Source organism: Paucibacter sp. KBW04 (assembly GCF_003852425.1).
GTDB lineage: Bacteria > Pseudomonadota > Gammaproteobacteria > Burkholderiales > Burkholderiaceae_C > Paucibacter_A.
The window spans coordinates 19,879-39,269 of sequence record NZ_QAJN01000003.1; the positions used below are offsets into that span (position 1 = coordinate 19,879).

The following is a 19,391-nucleotide window of genomic DNA, read 5'->3' on the forward strand; positions in this document are numbered from 1 at the left end:
TTGTTCACAGGTGTTTGACGCCGTCCCGGCCTCGCACAATTCCTGGCCAAAGAAGCCTGAGGGAACTCAAAGCATGAAGCATCTTTCAAGAACCATTGGATTGTTCGGCCTGGGCCTGCTGACGGCCTGCGCAGCCCTGGCGACGGACTACAAAATCACGCGCATTGACCCGAATGGCAGTACGTCAACAAACTTTCTTGACATCAACAATCTTGGCCAAATCGTGGGTCAGTCGCTCGTTTCAGAACAAGATGAATACAGAGCCTTCATCTTGCAAAATGGGCAATACAGCTATTTGAACGGCCCCAGCGGAGCATTGGGCGTTGGAGCCTTCGGCATTAGCGATAACGGTGCCGTCGTAGGCAACTACTACACCAACCGAGACACTTCCAGCGGCAGCAACCTTCTAGGCCCCAGCCATGGCTTCATCTACGCTGGAGGGGCCTATACCACGATGGCCATTGAGGGGGCTTACAACACTCTATTGGGCGGAATCTCTCCCGACGGTCGCTACGTCTCCGGAACCTATGACTATGGAGATGCCGACGGTATTCAAGGCTCGCAGGGATTCATCTTTGATCGCCTCACCAACACGCGAACATTCGTGGGTGCCTACCAAGCAGGTGTGTATTCATCCCTTAGGGGCATCAACAATCTGGGGCAGGTGGCCGGTTGGGACTTGGTCGTCGACGCGGACGCCGGCACCTCCCGCCGCCAAGCCTTTTTGTACGACATCCACAGCGGCACGAGCACGCCGCTTGTGTTTTCCGGTCTGAGTCAAACCCGCCTGACCGATATCAATGACAACGGCCTCATGCTCGGCTATGCACGGGGAGCAAGCAGCCCATTGAATCCTTTTGTGGGCAGCCCCGGCAGCTTTCAAGAATTGCTCATTGAGGGTGCGAACATGACTTTCGGCGGCGGCATCAACAACGCCAATGATGTGGTCGGTTTCTACACCGACGCACTCGGCATCAACCACGGCTTCATCGCTACCACCGTCCCCGAACCCCAGACCTGGGCGCTGTTTCTGGCCGGGGCTGGCCTGTTGATGCGCCGCCGCCGGGCGCATTGAGAGTTTGCTCACGGAGACAGGCCGGGAGGCCGCTCTCTATGACGGCTATAATCTGCGGCATTGCTGCGACTACCAGTCTTGTCGCGGCTTTATTTTTTTGAGCCTCAAGCACGGTTCCTTCGCAGGCCCGAAGACTGGCGCAGCATCTTTGCCGCGCGGCCTTGCACCCATGAGTCGTGCTCAATAAGCAGTCAATGACATTTGAATCCCTGGGCCTTGCCGCGCCCTTGCTGAAGGCCATCGCCGACGCCGGCTATACCACTCCCACCCCCGTTCAAGCGCAAGCCATTCCCGCCGTTCTGAAGGGCGGCGATCTGATGGCGGGTGCCCAGACCGGCACCGGCAAGACCGCCGGCTTCACCCTGCCCCTGCTGCACCTGCTGAGTCAGGGCGCGCCCGTCACCAACAAGCGTGGCAAGCCCGCCATCCGTGCCCTGGTGCTGACACCTACCCGCGAGCTGGCCGCCCAGGTCGAGGAAAGCGTCAAAACCTATGGTAAATACCTGCCGCTCAAGAGCATGGTCATGTTCGGCGGCGTCGGTATGCAGCCGCAGATCAACCGCCTGCGCGACGGCGTGGACATCCTGGTGGCCACACCCGGCCGTCTGCTGGACCACGCACAGCAGGGCACGCTGGACCTGAGCCAGGTGCAGATCCTGGTGCTGGACGAAGCCGACCGCATGCTGGACATGGGCTTTGTGCATGACATCAAGAAGGTGCTGGCCTTGCTGCCCGCCAAGAAGCAGTCGCTCTTGTTCAGCGCCACTTTCAGCGATGACATCAAGAACTTGGCCGACCGCCTGCTGAACCAGCCCGCCCTGATCGAAGTGGCGCGACGCAACCAGACCAATGAGTCGATTGCGCAAAAGGTTCACCCTGTCGGCCGCGACCGCAAGAAGGACCTGCTCTGCCATCTGATCAAAGAAGGCAACTGGCACCAGGTGCTGGTCTTCACCCGCATGAAGCATGGCGCCAACCGCCTGACCGACTATCTGAATGACCAGGGCATCAGCGCCATGGCCATCCACGGCAACAAGAGCCAAGGTGCCCGCACCAAGGCCCTGGCCGAGTTCAAGAGCGGCGATCTGCAGGTGCTGGTGGCCACCGATATTGCGGCGCGCGGCATCGACATCGATCAACTGCCCCACGTCGTCAACTACGAGTTGCCCAATGTGCCGGAAGACTATGTGCACCGCATCGGCCGTACCGGCCGCGCCGGTGCCCAGGGCGAGGCGGTGTCCCTGGTCTGCGTGGACGAGAACGGCTTCCTGCGTGAGATCGAGAAGCTGATCAAGCGCGAGATCCCCAAGGAAATCGTGCCCGGCTTCGCACCCTCGCCCGACGAGCGTGCCGAGCCCATCGTGCTGGGCCGCATGATTTTGAACGGCAATGGCAGCCGCTCCGGCGGCGGCGGTGGCCGTGGCAATTCGCGCGGTGGCGCGGGTGGCGGCGGTCGCCCGGCCGCGGGCCGTGGCCCAAGCGGCGGCGGCCGACCCGGCCAAGGCGGCGGTGGTGGCGGCGAACAACGCGCGCCCCGACAAGCCGCGCCGCAAGGCCAGCGCTCGTCCTCCGGTACCGGTGGTGGTGGTAATGGCGGCGGCAATCGCTCCTCCGCCCCTCGCTCCGCAGCCGGCGGTGGCCGCAGCGGCGGTGGTGGCGGCGGCTTTGGCGGCGGTTCGCGCCTGACCAGCCCCAAGCGCTAAGCCCCGGCCTGCAAGGTCGCACTGCCTTGCAGCGCGGCCTCAACAGCCCTCAACCCAGCCCTGCGATGTCATCGTGCGGCTGGGTTTTGTTTTTTGGCCCAGCTCGGCGTTTTGCCCATGGTGTTTAGGATGCCCGTATGAACCAAGCGACCCGATTCTTGCCCTCGATCTGGATTGCCGGAGGCACCGGCCTCATCGGCCACGAGTTGCTGGGCCTGGCACTCGCCGAGCCGCAAACCCGCGCCGTCCACGCCCTGCTGCGCCGCGCAGCACCCGACCTGCCCCAAGACCCACGGCTGCACTTGCACCAGGTGGATTTCAAAGCCGCGAGCCTGAACGCACAGCCTGCCTTGCCGTCAGCCGACGCGCTCTTCATCGCGCTGGGCACCACCATTCGCCAAGCCGGATCAAAAGACGCGTTTCGAGCCCTCGATCTGCAAGCCGTGCTGCATGTCGCTCAAGCTGCCAAGGCTGCGGGCCTGCGGCGCTGCGCCGTCGTCTCGGCCCTGGGCGCCGACCCCGACTCCAAGGTGTTCTACAACCAGGTCAAGGGTGAGATGGAAGCGGCCCTCAGCAGCCTCGGTTTCGAGCGCCTGCTGATCGCCCGCCCCTCCTTGTTGATCGGGGACAGGCAAGCCCTGGGCCAGCCCGCCAGGCCCGGCGAGCAATGGGGCGAGCGGCTCAGCCGCCCCTTGCTGCCGCTGATCCCGGCGCGCTGGCGGCCGATTGAAGCCAGGCTGGTGGCGCGCGCCCTGTGGCGGGGCCTGGCCCAACAAGGGCAAGGCCTCAGCATTTTGGAATCGGATCAACTCCGCCAACTGGGCTCAGCGCCACGATGAGGCAAAGGTGGCGGACCGCCTTTCTCTCAGGCCTGCGCCGGCCACGCGCCTGGCTGAGCCCGCAAGAGTGGCGCGACGGCCTGCTGCTGGCCGTCCTCGCCCTGATCATCCTGCCCCTCAGCCCTGCCGAGCCTCTGCCATGGCTGGCCGGCTTGCGAATCAAGGCCCTCCTCGGCCTGCTGGTCTTGCTGCTGGGCTTGCAGACCCTGGGCTATATCGCGCTCAGGCTGCTGGGCGCCCGCACCGGCCTGGCGCTGGCCGGCCTGATGTCGGGCCTGATCTCCAGCACCGCCACCATCGCCAGCATGGGCCAGCGCGCGCGGGCCGAGCCCAGCTTGTTCTGGGCCTGCTGCGCGGGCGCGGTCATGTCCACCGCCGCCACCTGGTTGCAAGCCAGCCTCATGCTGCTGACCCTGGCCCCTCAAGCCGCACGCGCCTTCTTGCCCATCAGCGCGCTGGGCCTGGTGCTGGCGGGCAGCGCGGGCATGGCCTTGGCGGCACGCGCCAAACGCGCGGGGCCAGCAGCGCAGGCGCCGGCGGCCTCGAGCGAATCGGCCAGACAAGGCCCCTTGCGTTTGAAAGAAGCCGCGCTGATCGCCGTGATGCTCAGTGCCGTCACCCTCTTGGTCAGCTGGGCGCAGAGCCAGTTTGGCCAGACCGGCCTCTACGCCTCCATCGCTCTGGCCGCCTTGGCGGACGCGCATGCCCCCGTCGCCTCCCTCGCCGGCTTGTACAGCGAGGGTCAGATCAACACCCACCAGGTGGCGCAAGGCGTGATGCTCGCCATCGCCTGCAACAGCCTGACTCGCTGCCTCACCGCCTGGCTGGCCGGGGGCCTGCGCTACGCCCTCATCGTCGCCAGCGTGCTGAGCATTTGTCTGCTGCTCACCAGCCTCTTGCTCTTCAGCGTCTGAACCTTTTCTTGCCGGATGAAAACCCAGCCCATTGCCCCCGCTCAGATCGACTTCTCCGACCCCGCCGCCCCGAGTGCCCCGGCCTTCCAAGACGTCTATCACAGCCGCGCCGGCGCCCTGGAGCAAGCCCGCCATGTCTTTCTGGGCGGCAATGGCCTGCCCGAGCGCTGGGCGCAAAAGCCCCGCTTCGTCATCCTGGAGACTGGCTTTGGCCTGGGCAGCAACTTCCTCGCCACCTGGCAGGCCTGGCGGCAGGACACGCAGCGCTGCCAGACCCTGATTTTCATCAGCATCGAAAAACACCCGCTGCGCAAAGAGGATCTGGCCCAGGTCCAGCGGCCCGACACGCTGGCGGATCTGGCCCAGCAATTGCACGCGGCCTGGCCACCGCTCACACCCAATCTGCATCGCCTCGCCTTCGAGGGCGGCCGGGTGCAGCTCTTGCTGGCCTTTGGCGATGTGCATCTGTGGATGCGCGAGCTGGTGGCCGAGGTCGATGCCTTCTATCTGGACGGCTTCAAGCCCGCCAGCAATGCCGAGATGTGGGACGGCCATGTGCTCAAGGCCCTGGGCCGGCGCGCCGCTGCTGGCGCCACCGCCGCCAGCTGGAGCGTGGCGCCGCAGCTGCGCGAAGGCCTGATGGCCGCGGGCTTCAGCCAGGAGCGACAGCGCGGCTTTGCCAACAAGGGTGGCATGTGTGTGGCGCGTTATGAACCGCGCCACCAAGCCCAGAAGCCCGCCGGCCGCGAGGCGCTCGCACCCAAAGCCAAGCACGCCCTGATCCTGGGCGCCGGCCTGGCCGGTGCCGCCTGCGCCTGGGCCCTGACGGCCCAGGGCATCAAAAGCACTTTGATCGACGCCCGCCCCGGCCCGGCCCAGGCCGCCTCGGGCAATCCCGGTGGCCTCTACCACGGCACACTCAACCCGGACGACGGCCTGCACGCCCGCTTCAACCGCGCGGCAGCCCTCGCCACCGCCGAGACCTTGCGTAGCCTGCCCGCCCTGCCCTGGCGGCAACAAGGCTTGCTGCGCCTGGAGCAAGCGCGCGAGCTGGCCCAGATGCAGGCCCTGCTGCAGCGCCAGGGCCTGCCACCCGACTATGTGCAGGCCTTGAGCCAAGGCGAGGCTGCCGCCTTGTCCGGCCTGGCATTGCCCGGCCCGGCCTGGTTCTATCCAAGCGGCGGGGCCTTGCCGCCCCCGGCCTACGCCCAGGCCTTGCTGCAGGCCGCCGGGTCGGCGGTCAGTACGCAATTCAACTGCCGAGTCGCACGCATTGAATCGATAGGGGCTAACTGGCGGCTGTGGGACGAGGCCGAGCACCTGATCGCCGAGACCGACTTGCTGGTGCTGGCCGGCGGGCATGAGGGTCAGGTCTTGCTTGCGCAGCTGGACTCAGGCCTGGCCGCGCGGCTGTCGGTCATGCGAGGCCAACTCAGCCATCTGAGCCCGGCCGGGCCCCGCCCCAAGCTCCCCGTGGCGGGCCTGGGTTATGCCATCGCCGATCGCGAGCAAGGCCTGTGGTGTGGCGCCACCAGCCAGATGGATGACGGCGAGCCCCAGCTGCGCAGCGCCGATCACGAGCGCAATCTGGCGCAATGGCTGAGCCTCAGTTCACAAGCGGGCACGGCCGCCGAGCTGCTGCCGCAGATCCAGGGCGGTCGCGTCGGCTGGCGCTTGGCCACGCCGGACCGCCTGCCCTTGGTGGGCGGCCTGCCCCTGCCGGGCTACGCGGGCCGGCAGGACCAGACCCGCTTCATCCCAAGGCGGCCCGGCCTGGCCTTGTGCACAGCCATGGGATCGCGTGGCATCGCCTGGGCCGCCCTCTGCGCCCAGGTGCTGGCGGCGCAAGTCAGTGGCGCACCGATTCCGCTGGAAGCCAGCTTGCTGGACGCCGTCGATCCGGCACGTTTTGTCATGCGGGAACAACGTTAGTGCTGGATTTCCCCAGGGGTTGAGCGGGGCGCTTGTCCCCTGAATGTGTTGCTTTGTAAAGGATCAGGGAAACACTGGATGCGGGCTCTTGTGCGAACAGCGGACATTCGTGGCTTCGCCAAGGTTGCCCCTCTACTCCGGGGGTTGACCGCAGGCGAATCCACCACCCGCAACCCGGAGATTTTCGAATGACAACACGGTCCATGTCCCGCGATACCTTCCGTCAAGCCAGCCTGGCTTTTGCCATTGCCACCGGCCTCTCGGCCCTGAGCCTGGGCGCACAAGCCCAGCAGATGCAAGAGCTGAGCCAAGCCCAGCGGGCCAATGCCTTCAGCAAGGCACAGGGCCATATCGAGTCGCACCAAGGCCGCAGCCTCAGCGATGCCGATCACAGCTTTGAAGCCCGCGACCTGGTCGTGGACGAGGACGGTGCCGAACACGCCCGCTTCGACCGCCGCTACAAAGGCCTCAAGGTGCTGGGTGGCGATCTGATCGTGCACTCCGGTCGTCAAGGCGCTTTGCAATCCATCCGCCAAACCCTGGCTCGCCAAATCCAGCTCGACACCAAGCCCAAGCTGCGCGCCGCCGAAGCCAACCAGATCGCTCTGCAAAGCCATGGTGGTGAGCTGCTCAGCAAGCAGCCCGAGCTGATGGTTTACGCCCGCGGCGACCTGCCCGCCCTGGCCTGGGATGTGCGCAGCTTCAGCACCAAGGCCGATGGCACGCCGTCGGAGATGCACGTCATCGTGGACGCGCAAAACGGCCGCGTGCTGGAAGCCTGGGACGATGTCCACACCGCGGCCGCCAACGGCACGGGCAAGACGCTGTACAGCGGCAATGTGGTGCTGACCACCAACACGGTGACCGGTGGCTACGAGTTGCGCGACCCCAGCCGCGGCAGCACCTACACCATGAGCCTGGCCAACAAGACCAACGGCGGCAGCATCATGAAGGATGCCGACAACAGCTGGGGCAATAACGCCACCAGCGACGTCGCCTCGGCCGGCGCCGACGCGCAGTTCGGCACCGCCGTGACCTGGGACTACTACAAGAATGTGCACGGCCGTAACGGCATCGCCAACGATGGCAAGGGTGCTTACAACCGCGTGCACTACGGCCGTAACTACGCCAATGCCTTCTGGTCGGACAGCTGCTTTTGCATGACCTATGGCGACGGCAACGGCACATCCTTGCGCCCCCTGGTCTCGCTGGACGTGGCCGGCCACGAAATGACCCATGGCGTCACCAGCCGCACAGCCAATCTGACCTACTCGGGCGAGTCCGGCGGCCTCAATGAAGCCACCTCGGACATCTTCGGTTCCATGGTCGAGTTCTATGCCGCCAATGCGAATGACGCGGGCGACTATCTGATCGGCGAGAAGATCATGATTGGCCGCGCCTTTATGCGCAGCATGATGAAACCCAGCGCCGATGGATCCTCGGCCGACTGCTGGTACTCCGGCGTCGGCAATCTGGACGTGCACTACAGCTCAGGCGTGGCCAACCACCTCTTCTTCATCCTGGCCGAAGGCACGAACAGCCCCCTGGGCAGCAGCCCCACCTGCGTGGCCGGCAACACCCGCGTGGCCACCGGCAGTGCCAGCCTGAGCGGCATTGGCCGCACGGCCGCGGCCAAGATCTGGTACCGCGCACTGACCACCAAGATGACTTCGGCCACCAACTATGCCGGCGCGCGCGCAGCCACCCTGGCTGCTGCCGCCGAGCTGACCGCCACCCTGGGCACCGACTACTCGGCCCAGGTGGCAGCCGCCTGGTCGGCGGTCGGAGTGAACTAAGCCCAGACCTGCTTTTTCCTGCCCAAACACAAAGGCCCTGCGGGGCCTTTGTTTCATTCCAGTGGGCGCTGCGCGATTCACCAGTGCGATTGCCGCCCACCCAAACTCAACATGCCGGCTGAAACGTCGATGTAACTTTCACCCTCCCCGTCGCATTTGTTCTGCGGCTCGACGTTTTCCGAAAAGAGTTTGCATGTCCGTCCCTCAGTTGTCCGGCCGCTCCATAGGCCGTCGTTTGAATTTCTCCTTCTCCCTGGTTCTCTTGATTGCCCTGGCCGGTTCGGCCATGGGCTTTTGGTCCTTGCAAAAAGTGGCGGACGAGACCGCCAGCATGTATGGCGAGACCCTGCTCTCCGAGCGCCTGGCCAGTGACTGGCAGCGCAATATCGTCGGCGGCATCTACCGCTCCACCGCCATCGCGGTCAGCAAGGACAAGGCCCTGGCCGAGTACTTCAGCGCCGCGGCGGCCGAGTCCACCCGCCAGTCCAGTGAACTGCAAAAGCGTTTGGATGCCTTGCTCAGCTCACCACGCGAGCGGCAGTTGTTCGATCAGCTGAGCCAAGGTCGCCAAGCCTATTTAGCCGCACGCGACGCCATGACCCAGGCCAAAAAGGCCGACGATGCCCAGCGCGCCGAGGAGATCTTCACGCAGCAATACCTGCCGGCTGCCGGCCAGTTCCAGGACACCATCAAGCAGATCGTGCAGGAGCAACGCGACGAGTTGGACGCGGCCGCCCAGCGCGTGGCCCAAACCAATAGTCAGGCCCGCATCGCCCTGCTGGTTTTTGCCGCTTGCGCCTTGGCGCTGGGTGCCTTCTTGGCGCTGCGCCTGACCCGCTCCATCGTGCGGCCACTGAGCCAGGCGGCCGCCTCGGCCGATGCCATCGCCCACTTCGACCTCAGCCGCCACATCTCGGTCAACTCGGCCGATGAAACCGGCCAGCTGCAGCAGGCACAGAAAACCATGCAGGAGGCCTTGATCCGCCTGATCGGCGAGGTGCGCAGCTCCACCGACAGCATCAGCACGGCCAGCGCCGAAATCGCCACCGGCAATCACGACCTCTCGGCCCGCACCGAGCAAACGGCCTCCAATCTGCAAGAGGCGGCGGCCTCCATGGCCCAGCTGACCGGCACCGTGCGCCAGACCGCCGAATCGGCCGTCACCGCCAATCAATTGGCCAGCTCGGCGGCCGAGGTGGCCCGCCGCGGCGGCACGGTGGTGGCCGAGGTGGTCAGCACCATGGAGGACATCAGCGCCAGCTCACGCCGCATCACCGACATCATCGGCACCATCGATGGCATCGCCTTCCAGACCAATATCCTGGCCTTGAACGCCGCCGTGGAAGCGGCCCGGGCGGGCGAGCAAGGGCGCGGCTTCGCGGTGGTGGCTTCCGAGGTGCGCAGCCTGGCTCAACGCTCGGCCGAGGCCGCCAAGGAAATCAAGACCTTGATAGGCGCCAGCGCCGAACGGGTCGAGTCCGGCACCCAGCTGGTGCAAGACGCCGGCAGCACCATGAGCGATATCGTCGCCAGCGTGCAGCGGGTCTCGGACATCATTGCCGAAATCAGCGCCGCCTCGCGCGAGCAAAGCGAGGGCATCAACCAGGTCAATAACGCCGTGGGCCAGCTGGATCAGATGACCCAGCAAAACGCCGCCCTGGTGGAGGAGTCGGCCGCCGCGGCCGAGAGCCTGCGCGATCAGTCGGGCCGTCTGGCCTCGGCCATCGCGGTGTTCAAGCTCTGAAGCCCTGCGTGCAAGAAAAGCAAAAAGCCCCTCACGGGGCTTTTTTCATGTCTACGGCTTAAACCCGAATCAATCGAACTTGAGGGTCTTGACGCCTTCGGCCGTACCCAGCAAGCAGACCGAGGCGCGGTTGCGTGCAAACACACCAACGGTGACCACGCCGGGCCATTGATTCACATCGGCCTCAAACGCTTGCGGATCGGCGATCTGCAGACCGCGCACGTCCAGGATGTGGCAGCTGTTGTCGGTCACCACACCGGCGCGCAGCGTGGCTTGCGCGCCCAGGGCTTCGAAGCGACGCGCGATCTGGGCGGCGGCCATGGGGATGACCTCGACCGGCAGCGGGAACTGGCCCAGCACCTTGACCAGCTTGGACTCGTCGGCGATGCAGACGAACTGCTCGGCCAGATCGGCCACGATCTTCTCGCGCGTCAGCGCCGCGCCACCGCCCTTGATCATGTGGCCAGCGTGGTCGATCTCGTCCGCGCCGTCGATGTAAACGCGCAGGGACTTGACCTCGGCCGCGTCCAGCACCGGAATGCCCAGGCCCTTCATGCGTTCGGTGGAGCGCAGCGAGCTGCTGACGGCGCCGGCGATCTTGAGGCCGCTGGCGGCCAGGGCGTCGATGAATTTGTCCACCGTCGAGCCGGTGCCCACGCCGACGATGCTGCCGGCTTCAACGTAAGACAGGGCGGCTTGGCCCACCAGGGTTTTGAGTTCGTCTTGGGTCATGGCTTGGAGCGCGCACGGCGCTTGAAAGGGAAAGAGGGAAAAGAAATCGCGGGGCAAACCCCACCGTCCCCGCCATTATCCCAAGCCTTGTCGAATCAAGCCGCGTAGAACTTGCCGTGAAAGCCGTAAGTCACCCAATACGGCAGCCAGACCTTGGCAAGCGGGCCGGCACTGAGGGCTTGCGCATCGAAGACGCTGGCAAAGCTGCGTTGGCGCTGGGTGTCGTAGCAGAGCCCCAGCAACCAGCCCTCGCCCTCCTGGCGGCTGCCGGGCTTGGGCACCATCACATGCTCTTCCACCACCACCTGATTGCCAAAGCAGTAACGCTCACGTCGACCGGACTCCAGATCCAGATGCAACAGACCGTTGAAGCCCCAGCGCTCGCCGGTCTCCAGCGCCAGCGGGTAGTAAACATGGCGGTAGCGCTGGGCCACGACGCGCGGGTCCACCACCGGGAACTCCACCGCCTCGGTGCGGGACTGCAATTCAACCCGGCCGCTGCTCAGATCAATCTTCATGAAGCGCGGCGTCGAAGTGACGCTCAAGGCCTCATGGCTTGCAGGCCGCTCGCCCCGCATCAGCTGGGCGAACTCCTGGTTCAGCGAGGGCATGGGGCGAGACTGCACATAGTCCAGATGCAGGGTCTGGCCATCGTCCCAGGCATTGCCGAAGTGAAACAGCATGCAGGCCGGGATCTCCAGCAGACGGCGTCGGCCGAAGTCCGCCTTGTCGATGAGCAAGACCCGGGTCGATTCCGCCGCCTGCCAACGCAGCGAGCCCGCCATGCTGGCACCGCCCCGCAAGGCCTCCAGGTCCAGATGCAGGGGGGGCAGCAAAAACACCAGATAGTTTTGCGAGACGGCGAAGTCGTGCACAAAAGCCGTGGGGCCAGGAGAGGCAAACACCTCGCTGCGCAAGACCTGACCCTGGGCCGAGATCTGGTAGATCGCCATGCGCCCGGCCATGGTGCCGAAGTTCCACACCGTGCCGTCCGCCTCCACCTTGGGATGGGCCGAGAAAGGCATGCCCGCCAAGCCCGGCGCCCAGGTCTTGACCCCACGGGTGGCCAGGGTCTGCGGGTCCAGCTCATGGGCGCTGCCGCCTTCCCAGAGGGCGTAGAGCTTGTCCTGCTGCATCAGGACGCTGGTATTCGCCACATTCATGCCGTCCGAACCGCGGGTGGGCATGCGGGCCTCGATCGCCGTACCAAAGCCCGGCACCAGAAAGCGGCCGGCCACCGTCTCGGCCTTGAACTTGGCCGTCTGCACAAAGCGGGCTTGGTGGCTGACCTTGCCATCGCCAAAGCGCCAGGCCTGCACCAAGCCGTCGCCGTCAAACCAATGCTGATAGCGCTCGCCCGCGCGCCCCATCAGGGAGGGCCCATTCTTGTAATACACGCCGCGCAGCTGGCTAGGCAGGCGGCCTTCAATGCGCAGATCCTGGGCCGCCAGGTCCTCGCCCTGCAGGCCCAAAAAAGGCGCCAGCTCGGGCGCACTGCTGAATTGATTGGGCGGCGGGGCGCCGAGGGCCCAGGCTTCTTGCAGGCCGGTGAGGCCCAGCCCAGCGCCGGCCAGACCGCTCAGGCCCGCCTTGAGGAGTTCACGTCTTTGCATGCGCATGATCTCGCCCCTCGATCAGTTGAGTTGCACGACGATGCGCGTGCCGGGCTTGACCGCGAACTGGGCCTTGTCAAAAGCCGGCGGCCCAAACATGCCCGCGGCATTGTTGGAGAAGCCGTAGGGCTCGGTCGGCATGCCCATGGCATTCATGTCTAGGCGGCCATTGCCGTTGACGTCGTGGCTGACGTTGAGGGCCAAATCCCCCTCGGGCAAATCGCGCAGCTGGATCAGAACCTTGCCGTCCTTGCGCTCGACCGCTTGCGCCTTGAACACCAGCACCGGCTTGCGCAGCCAGTCCTTGGCTTCGGCGAAGACGCTGACCAGAATCTGGCCCTGGTCCTCGCTCACGCCCTGGACCTCCAGCTCCATATCGGCGGCACGGGCGCCCTGAGCCTGCATCAGGCCGGCGCTCAGGGCGAGAGCAAAGGGAATGGACGACAGTTTCTTCATGGCGGCACCTCGAGGGCTGGGTTGGCGATGGATGAACTCTAGGGTTCACGCCCCCTGCCCTCTAGCACCATGCGACAAACGCTGCCGCCAAGTCGCCAAGGGTCTGAAACACGGCGCCAGTGGTGGCGCCGCCCGCGTCGGCGAGTCGGCTCAGCCTGGCTTCAAGCCTTTGCGGCGCGGCGCTGCCGCACCGCCGCCGCCAGCTCGCGCAAGAGGGGTTCGGTATCGGCCCAGCCCAGGCAGGCGTCGGTGATGGAAACGCCGGGCTTCAGATCGGCCTTGGTCTGGCCGGCGGCCAGGTCTTGGCGGCCCGGCTGCAGATGGGACTCGATCATCACGCCGGTGATGCGGACATCGCCACCGGCAATCTGCGCGCCCACATCGCGGCCCACATCGATCTGGCGCTCGAACTTCTTGCTGGAGTTGGCGTGCGAGAAGTCCACCATCACCTGCTCACGCAGGCCGGCCGAGCGCATGGCTTGGCAGGCCGCCTCGACCGAAGCGGCGTCGTAATTGGGCGCTTTGCCGCCGCGCAGAATGATGTGGCAGTCGTCATTGCCGCGGGTCTCAAAAATGGCGGCTGCGCCCATCTTGGTCATGCCCATGAAGGCGTGGCTGGCAGCGGCGGCCAGCACCGCGTCGCTGGCCACCTTGATGCCGCCATCCGTGCCATTCTTGAAGCCCACCGGGCAGGAAAGCCCCGATGCCAGCTGGCGATGGCTTTGACTCTCGGTCGTGCGAGCACCGATGGCGCCCCAGGCGATCAGGTCGGAAATGTATTGAGGCGAGAGCAGGTCCAGGAACTCGGTACCGGCCGGCAGGCCCAGCGCCGTCACATCCAGCAAGAGCTTGCGCGCCAGGCGCAGGCCTTCGTTCATATGGAAGCTGCCGTCGATGCGGGGGTCGTTGATATAGCCCTTCCAACCCACCGTGGTGCGGGGCTTCTCGAAGTAGACGCGCATCACCACCAGCAAGTCCTGACGCAGCTCTTCTTCTGCGGCCTTGAGCAGGCGGGCGTAGTCCATGGCCTGGTCATGGTCGTGGATGGAGCATGGCCCCACCACCACCAGCAAACGGTCATCGCGGCCGTGCAGCACATCGCTGATCTCACGGCGGGCGCGCTCCACCAACTCCAGCGAGGCGGTCGGCAAGGGCAATTCATCCAGCAAAAGCGCGGGCGAGATCAGGGGGCGCACCGCGCCGATGCGGGTGTCATCGGTGCGGGTGCCGTCCGCCGTTGCTACGCGGGGCTCGTCGCTTGAGGCCAGGGGGCGATCATTCAAGGCATTCGTCATCATCAGTCTGCTACTCCGTCGAACTGCAGGGGATTATCTCTGCCTGCGATCCGCGCGCTCGCACATCGCCTGATTAGCCCGCAAGGCCGCCCCCGCTTCAGAGCGAACGCCCCTGGATATAGCGCCACTCCTGGGTCTGGGCTTGGTAACCCCAGGCATCGCCGCGCAGCTCATGGATCACGATATAGCTGGCCGGCGCCAACTCGCCAAGGATGTGGGAGAGGCCGGCAAACACCTGCCGGATATAGGCCGCCTTCTCGTCCTTGGTGTTCGTGCCCTCGGTGACCTTGATGTCGAGGAAGAAGCTGGGGGCCGCCAGCACCTTGCCGCCGATGAACCAGCTTGTGGGCTTCACATAGGCCAAGGCGACGGCCGTCAATTCACGCTTCTTGCCGAGGACCGACACGGTCAGATCGGTGAGCAACTGGGCAATGCGGGCAGAGGTGTCGGCGGACTCCGCCGCGGCGACTTTGATGTGGAGGTAAGGCATATCCATCCTTTGGCATACGGGGGTGTTGAAGCGCTAAAAAGCCAGGCTGGCTGGCTTGACTCACTGTATTCATTGCCAAAAAAATAGAGAATCCACCAAGGAGTCACAGCAATGTTTCCATTTTGGAAACAGCGCATGGGACTGAACAGTACAAGGGGCAAGCAGGATGGGTCGACTGGAAGACTTGATGTGTTTTGCCCGAGTGGTGGACAGCGGCAGCTTCTCGGCCGCGGCCCGCAGCTTGGGGCTAGGAAAATCTGCCCTCAGCAAGCAGCTGGGGCGCCTGGAGGCGGAGCTGGGCGTGCAGCTCTTGCACCGCACAACCCGCAGCCTGAGCCTGAGCCCGGCCGGGCAGCAGGTCTACGCACGCGCACTACGCCTGCTAGAAGACGCGCAGGCCCTGGAGGAAGAAATGGCCGGCCAAGCCAGCGAGCCGCGAGGGCTTTTGCGCCTGTCCACCTCCAGCGCTTTTGGCAATCTGCAGCTCAGCGCCTTGCTGAGCGAGTTCTGCCAGCGCTACCCGCAGCTGCAGGTGCAATTACTCCTGAACGACCGTTATGTCGATCTGGCCGAAGAAGGCTTCGATGTGGTGCTGAGACTGACCCAGGAGCCCTCTCCCGGCCTGGTGGCGCGGCGCTTGGCCCCGCTCCACTACCGGCTTTGCGCCTCGCCCAGCTATCTGGCCCGGCAGGGTCGGCCCGAAAGCGTGGAGGACTTGCTCCAGCATCACTGCCTGCGCTTTGCCAGCGGCCAAGCCCCGGGGCACTGGCACTTTCGCCATGCCAGCCTGGGTGAGCAAAGCGTGGCGGTGCAAGGCCCGCTCAGCATCAATAGCAGCGAGGCCCTGCGGGTGGCCGCTCTCAGCGGCATGGGGCTGGCGATTCTGCCCAGCTATGCGATTGGGGAGGATCTGCGCGCCGGCCGCTTGCAGGCCCTGCTGCCCGAGTGGACGCCGGTGGGCGGCATCGCCGACGCCAACACGCTCTACGCCGTCTACCTACCCAGGCGCCAGCCCAGCCCCAAGCTGCGCGCCTTGATTGACTTCATGCTGGAGAAATTGGGCGAAGAGCCGCCCTGGGACAGGCCATCACCGGCGCAATGCGACAATTCGCCCCTATGTCTTTGATCCCTTACGCCCTCACCCGTCCTTTCCTGTTCGGCCTCGATCCCGAGCAGGCGCACGAACTGACCCTGGCCTCGATTGCCAAGCTGCAGAACACACCAGCGCAATGCCTGTGGTCCCAGCCCCGCATCCAGGATCCTTTGACCCTGGCCGGCCTGAAGTTCCCCAACCGCATCGGCCTGGCCGCTGGCTTGGACAAGAACGGTCGCTGCATCGACGGCCTGGGCGCCATGGGTTTTGGCTTTATCGAGGTCGGCACGGTCACGCCCAAGGGCCAGCCGGGCAATGACAAGCCGCGCATCTTCCGCCTGCCCGAGGCGCAGGCGCTGATCAACCGCCTGGGCTTCAATAACGAAGGCTTAGCCAGCTTTTTGGCCAATGTGCAGCGGGCTCGCTCCTTCCGCGCGGCCGGTGGCCTGGTGGGTCTGAACATCGGCAAGAACGCGGCCACGCCGATTGAAGACGCGGCCAGCGACTATCTGATCGGCCTGGACGGTGTGTTCCCGCATGCGGACTACATTACCGTCAACATCTCCAGCCCCAACACCAAGAATCTACGCGCGCTGCAAAGCGATGCGGCCCTGGACGCCTTGCTGGGCGCCCTGCAAGAGCGCAAGCTCAAGCTGGAAGCGCAGGCCAAACGCCAGGTGCCCATGTTCGTCAAGATCGCCCCCGATCTGGATGAGGAACAGGTCAGCGTTATCGCCCACACCTTGCAAGCCAATGGCATCGACGGCGTGATCGCCACCAACACCACGCTGTCACGTGAAGCCGTCAAAGGTCTGCCCCATGCGCAGGAAACCGGTGGCCTGTCGGGCAAGCCGGTGTTCGAGGCCAGCAACCAGGTCATCCGCCTCTTGCGCTCGGCCCTGGGGCCCAACTACCCCATCATCGGTGTGGGTGGCGTGATGAGCGGCGAGGACGCCCGTGCCAAGCTGCAGGCCGGGGCGGACCTGGTGCAGATTTACACCGGCTTGATCTACAAGGGCCCGGCCTTGGTGCGAGAGTGCGCAACCGCGATGGCGCGGGTCTGAACGAACGGTTCGCCATGGGCATCGAGATCGAACGCAAATTCCTGGTGCTGGGCGAGGCCTGGAAGGACAGCGGCCCGGGCGAGTTCATCAGCCAGGGCTATCTGAACCGCGACCCGGCCCGCACGGTGCGGGTGCGCATCAAGGGTGAGTCCGCCTGGCTGACGATCAAGGGCAAGAACCAAGGCCTGGCCCGGGCCGAGTTTGAGTACGCCCTGCCCCTGGCCGACGCCAAACAGCTGCTAGCCCTGTGTGAAGGCCCGCGGATCGAGAAGATCCGCCGCGAGGTTCAACACGCCGGCATGAGCTGGGAGGTGGATGAGTTCCTGGGCAATAACGCCGGCTTGGTGGTGGCCGAGATCGAGCTGAACAACGCCGAGCAAGAGTTTGAGCGCCCGCCCTGGCTGGGCGAGGAGGTCAGCCACGATGCGCGGTACTTCAACTCCCAGCTGGCCAACAATCCCTACACCTGTTGGGGTGAGTAGGCCGCCCCACACAGCAAGGGCTTTTCCGCACAGGCTTGGCTGACAAGTGCTGTCACAGTGGTCTCATTCAAAACCAAGAGGGTTGAGGAATGAGGACTGTGCAAAAACGGGTGTTCAAGGCCCAGCGATTGATCGGCCTGCTCGGCCTGGCCTTTTTCAGCCTCGGCGGCGCACCCGCCGGGGCGCAAGGCACAACGCCGGCGGCGCCACCGCCTCCCATCGAAGACTTTTTCCGCCTGCCCCAGTTTTTTGGTGGCGTGGTCTCGCCCGATGGCGAATGGCTGGCCGTGGTTGCCTCGCCCGAAGGCCGACGCACCCAGCTGGTCGTCGTCAATCTGCAGGACCCGAAGAACACCCGCTCCCTGGTCACCATGAGCGATAGCGATATCAACCGGGTGCAATGGGTCAATAACAAACGCCTGGTGTTCGATGTGGCGCAGTTGCAAGAGGCGACCGACAAGCCGATCGCCCGAGGCCTCTGGGCCGTGGATGTGGACGGCGGCGACTTCCGTCAACTCATCAACGCAAGTTCCAGCCTCCCCACCACCAATACCGATGGCGTGGCTCGCCTGGCCAATTCGCGCATCAAAGAGCGCCGGGAAACTCTATTGCCCTGGACCTGGCGTCTGAACAATGTGATCCGAGACGGTAGCGCCGATGTGATCCTGCGGCAGAACCACTACGACGGGACCGGGGACTTTCGTTCCGCCACCCTGGCTCGCTTCAACACCTACAGCACGAACAAAACTCAGGTGGCGGAGAATGCGCCGGCCTATGTCAGCGATTGGCTGACCGGCAGCAAGGGCAAGCCGCTGGCTGCCCTCACCCTCGAGCAAGACAAGATCGCCCTCTACCTGGCCAATAAAGAGGGCAATGCCTGGGACTTGTGGCGCCGCGCGCCCCGCATGGAGGAAGGCATTCCGACCTGGATAGACATCAGCAGCAGCGGAGAGATTTATCTGGTGGGCGCAGGCAAGTCGGCCGGTGTGGGTGATGCCCTGTTGCTGCTGGACCCCAAGAAACCCCAGCAAGAACCCCAGGAGCTCTTGCGCATCAAGGACTATGACTTCCGCGGTGAACTGGTGCTGGACGAAAAGACCGGCCGCCTGCTGGGCGCCCACTTCGAGGCCGAGACTCAGGACAGCGTCTGGATGGAGCCCAGCATGAAGGCCATCCAGACCGAGGTGGACAAGGCCATGCGCAGCACCGTCAACCAGATTCTGTGCGGGGACGATTGCTTGAATGCCGAACGCTTGGTGGTGAAGTCTCATTCGGACCGCCAACCTCTGGCCTTCAGCATCTACGACCGAGCGAACAAGACGCTCAAGCCCATCTTGCTTTCCCGGCCCTGGATCAAGCCCAGCGCCATGGCGGCGCGGGAGAGCCTGCGCATCCCCGCTCGCGACGGCCTGATGCTGCCCACCCTCCTGACTCGCCCCAAGGCCAGCCAGCCCCTGCCCACCGTGGTGCTGGTGCACGGTGGCCCCAATGCGCGAGGCAATCACTGGGAATGGAGCGACATCCCGCAGTTCCTGGCCTCAAGAGGCTATCTGGTCATCGAGACCGATTTCCGTGGCAGCCGAGGCTATGGCGCCAAGTTTGAACGTGCGGGCTGGAAGCAATGGGGCACCGGCATGGTCGACGACATCGTGGACGCGACCCGCTGGGCCGTGGCCAAGGGTTATGCCGATGCCTCGCGAATCTGCATCGCCGGGGCCAGCTATGGCGGCTACGCCAGCATGATGGCCTTGATCCGCTACCCCGAGACCTTCAAGTGCGGCATCAACTGGGTGGGCGTGTCCGACCTGCAACTCATGTACACCTCGCTCAATAGCGACCAAGGCGCTCTGGGCTTGACCTACGACATGCCCGTCACGGTGGGTGACCCGAAGTCAGACGCCGAGATGTTCAAACAGAACTCACCCCTGCAGCAGGCCTCGCGCCTGAAACAACCCCTGCTGATGGCCCACGGCGCCATCGACCGCCGCGTGCCCCTGGAGCATGGCGTCAAGATGCGCGACGCCCTGCAAGCCGCTGGTCACAAGCAGGTGGAATGGGTGCTCTACCCCGAAGAGGGCCATGGCTGGCGTGCGCTGGAAACGAACAAGGACTTCTGGGGCCGGGTCGAGAGCTTCTTGGGGCGCAATCTGGCGGCGCCCTAAG

Annotated in this window: 16 protein-coding genes; 11 read left to right on the plus strand and 5 right to left on the minus strand. The window is 65.0% G+C overall.

The genetic code is table 11. The features are described 5' to 3' along the window. The first annotated feature begins 73 nt into the window (after positions 1-73). The 7 genes from DBR47_RS05505 to DBR47_RS05535 all read left to right on the plus strand — a co-directional run bounded on the left by DBR47_RS05505 (position 74) and on the right by DBR47_RS05535 (position 10,003). Complete coding sequence (locus DBR47_RS05505) at positions 74-1,075, plus strand: PEP-CTERM sorting domain-containing protein (protein WP_197046882.1); 1,002 nt, start codon at positions 74-76, stop codon at positions 1,073-1,075. Between the two features lie 194 nt (positions 1,076-1,269). Beyond that, complete coding sequence (locus DBR47_RS05510) at positions 1,270-2,778, plus strand: DEAD/DEAH box helicase (RefSeq protein WP_124447782.1); 1,509 nt, start codon at positions 1,270-1,272, stop codon at positions 2,776-2,778. A gap of 137 nt (positions 2,779-2,915) precedes the next feature. Beyond that, positions 2,916-3,617, plus strand: a complete 702-nt coding sequence (locus DBR47_RS05515; protein ID WP_124447784.1) for an NAD(P)H-binding protein — start codon at positions 2,916-2,918, stop codon at positions 3,615-3,617. Continuing rightward, positions 3,614-4,531: a DUF4010 domain-containing protein gene (locus DBR47_RS05520; RefSeq protein ID WP_124447786.1), complete on the plus strand. Its 918-nt coding sequence runs from the start codon at positions 3,614-3,616 to the stop codon at positions 4,529-4,531. Before DBR47_RS05515 ends, DBR47_RS05520 begins: the two co-directional genes overlap by 4 nt. A gap of 15 nt (positions 4,532-4,546) precedes the next feature. After that, a complete protein-coding gene (gene mnmC, locus DBR47_RS05525; protein ID WP_124447788.1) occupies positions 4,547-6,463 on the plus strand; it encodes an FAD-dependent 5-carboxymethylaminomethyl-2-thiouridine(34) oxidoreductase MnmC in 1,917 nt (638 codons plus the stop codon). 203 nt (positions 6,464-6,666) lie between these two features. Continuing rightward, on the plus strand, positions 6,667-8,259 hold the full coding sequence (locus DBR47_RS05530; RefSeq protein WP_124447790.1) for a M4 family metallopeptidase: 1,593 nt from the start codon (positions 6,667-6,669) through the stop codon (positions 8,257-8,259). Between the two features lie 193 nt (positions 8,260-8,452). After that, a complete protein-coding gene (locus tag DBR47_RS05535; RefSeq protein ID WP_124447792.1) occupies positions 8,453-10,003 on the plus strand; it encodes a methyl-accepting chemotaxis protein in 1,551 nt (516 codons plus the stop codon). A 69-nt stretch (positions 10,004-10,072) separates the two neighbouring features. Here DBR47_RS05535 and rpiA read toward each other — a convergent pair whose 3' ends face one another. The 5 genes from rpiA to DBR47_RS05560 form a co-directional block, all read right to left on the minus strand. Continuing rightward, positions 10,073-10,735 carry a ribose-5-phosphate isomerase RpiA gene (gene rpiA, locus DBR47_RS05540; RefSeq protein WP_124447794.1) on the minus strand — a complete coding sequence of 221 codons (663 nt, stop codon included), beginning with the start codon at positions 10,733-10,735 and terminating at the stop codon, positions 10,073-10,075. Positions 10,736-10,830: 95 nt separating this feature from the next. Beyond that, positions 10,831-12,354 carry a carotenoid oxygenase family protein gene (locus DBR47_RS05545; RefSeq protein ID WP_124447796.1) on the minus strand — a complete coding sequence of 508 codons (1,524 nt, stop codon included), beginning with the start codon at positions 12,352-12,354 and terminating at the stop codon, positions 10,831-10,833. Between the two features lie 15 nt (positions 12,355-12,369). After that, on the minus strand, positions 12,370-12,804 hold the full coding sequence (locus DBR47_RS05550) for a DUF2141 domain-containing protein (protein ID WP_124447798.1): 435 nt from the start codon (positions 12,802-12,804) through the stop codon (positions 12,370-12,372). 161 nt (positions 12,805-12,965) lie between these two features. Continuing rightward, complete coding sequence (locus tag DBR47_RS05555; protein WP_124448033.1) at positions 12,966-14,099, minus strand: 3-deoxy-7-phosphoheptulonate synthase; 1,134 nt, start codon at positions 14,097-14,099, stop codon at positions 12,966-12,968. A gap of 97 nt (positions 14,100-14,196) precedes the next feature. Further along, positions 14,197-14,589, minus strand: coding sequence for a 4-oxalocrotonate tautomerase family protein (locus DBR47_RS05560; RefSeq protein WP_124447799.1), 393 nt, complete (start codon positions 14,587-14,589; stop codon positions 14,197-14,199). Between the two features lie 187 nt (positions 14,590-14,776). On the opposite strand from DBR47_RS05560, the gene DBR47_RS05565 reads away from it, so the two are divergent. The 4 genes from DBR47_RS05565 (at position 14,777) to DBR47_RS05580 (ending at position 19,390) form a co-directional block, all read left to right on the plus strand. Further along, positions 14,777-15,715 (plus strand): LysR family transcriptional regulator, encoded by a 939-nt coding sequence (locus DBR47_RS05565; RefSeq protein WP_197046883.1) that lies wholly within the window; start codon positions 14,777-14,779, stop codon positions 15,713-15,715. After that, on the plus strand, positions 15,706-16,746 hold the full coding sequence (locus DBR47_RS05570) for a quinone-dependent dihydroorotate dehydrogenase (protein ID WP_124447803.1): 1,041 nt from the start codon (positions 15,706-15,708) through the stop codon (positions 16,744-16,746). Before DBR47_RS05565 ends, DBR47_RS05570 begins: the two co-directional genes overlap by 10 nt. Before the next feature lie 14 nt (positions 16,747-16,760). Next, the gene (locus DBR47_RS05575; RefSeq protein ID WP_124447805.1) at positions 16,761-17,228 is read left to right on the plus strand and encodes a CYTH domain-containing protein; all 468 of its coding nucleotides are present in this window, start codon (positions 16,761-16,763) and stop codon (positions 17,226-17,228) included. 89 nt (positions 17,229-17,317) lie between these two features. Then, positions 17,318-19,390, plus strand: coding sequence for a S9 family peptidase (locus DBR47_RS05580; RefSeq protein ID WP_124447807.1), 2,073 nt, complete (start codon positions 17,318-17,320; stop codon positions 19,388-19,390). Position 19,391: the final 1 nt, after the last annotated feature.

What these genes read in the sequence shown, in the direction of transcription:
- DBR47_RS05505 (WP_197046882.1), top strand. Translation starts at nt 74, where the DNA reads ATGAAGCATCTTTCAAGAACCATTGGATTGTTCGGCCTGGGCCTGCTG.
- DBR47_RS05510 (WP_124447782.1), top strand. Translation starts at nt 1,270, where the DNA reads ATGACATTTGAATCCCTGGGCCTTGCCGCGCCCTTGCTGAAGGCCATC.
- DBR47_RS05515 (WP_124447784.1), top strand. Translation starts at nt 2,916, where the DNA reads ATGAACCAAGCGACCCGATTCTTGCCCTCGATCTGGATTGCCGGAGGC.
- DBR47_RS05520 (WP_124447786.1), top strand. Translation starts at nt 3,614, where the DNA reads ATGAGGCAAAGGTGGCGGACCGCCTTTCTCTCAGGCCTGCGCCGGCCA.
- mnmC (WP_124447788.1), top strand. Translation starts at nt 4,547, where the DNA reads ATGAAAACCCAGCCCATTGCCCCCGCTCAGATCGACTTCTCCGACCCC.
- DBR47_RS05530 (WP_124447790.1), top strand. Translation starts at nt 6,667, where the DNA reads ATGTCCCGCGATACCTTCCGTCAAGCCAGCCTGGCTTTTGCCATTGCC.
- DBR47_RS05535 (WP_124447792.1), top strand. Translation starts at nt 8,453, where the DNA reads ATGTCCGTCCCTCAGTTGTCCGGCCGCTCCATAGGCCGTCGTTTGAAT.
- rpiA (WP_124447794.1), bottom strand. Translation starts at nt 10,735, where the DNA reads ATGACCCAAGACGAACTCAAAACCCTGGTGGGCCAAGCCGCCCTGTCT.
- DBR47_RS05545 (WP_124447796.1), bottom strand. Translation starts at nt 12,354, where the DNA reads ATGCGCATGCAAAGACGTGAACTCCTCAAGGCGGGCCTGAGCGGTCTG.
- DBR47_RS05550 (WP_124447798.1), bottom strand. Translation starts at nt 12,804, where the DNA reads ATGAAGAAACTGTCGTCCATTCCCTTTGCTCTCGCCCTGAGCGCCGGC.
- DBR47_RS05555 (WP_124448033.1), bottom strand. Translation starts at nt 14,099, where the DNA reads ATGACGAATGCCTTGAATGATCGCCCCCTGGCCTCAAGCGACGAGCCC.
- DBR47_RS05560 (WP_124447799.1), bottom strand. Translation starts at nt 14,589, where the DNA reads ATGCCTTACCTCCACATCAAAGTCGCCGCGGCGGAGTCCGCCGACACC.
- DBR47_RS05565 (WP_197046883.1), top strand. Translation starts at nt 14,777, where the DNA reads ATGTGTTTTGCCCGAGTGGTGGACAGCGGCAGCTTCTCGGCCGCGGCC.
- DBR47_RS05570 (WP_124447803.1), top strand. Translation starts at nt 15,706, where the DNA reads ATGTCTTTGATCCCTTACGCCCTCACCCGTCCTTTCCTGTTCGGCCTC.
- DBR47_RS05575 (WP_124447805.1), top strand. Translation starts at nt 16,761, where the DNA reads ATGGGCATCGAGATCGAACGCAAATTCCTGGTGCTGGGCGAGGCCTGG.
- DBR47_RS05580 (WP_124447807.1), top strand. Translation starts at nt 17,318, where the DNA reads ATGAGGACTGTGCAAAAACGGGTGTTCAAGGCCCAGCGATTGATCGGC.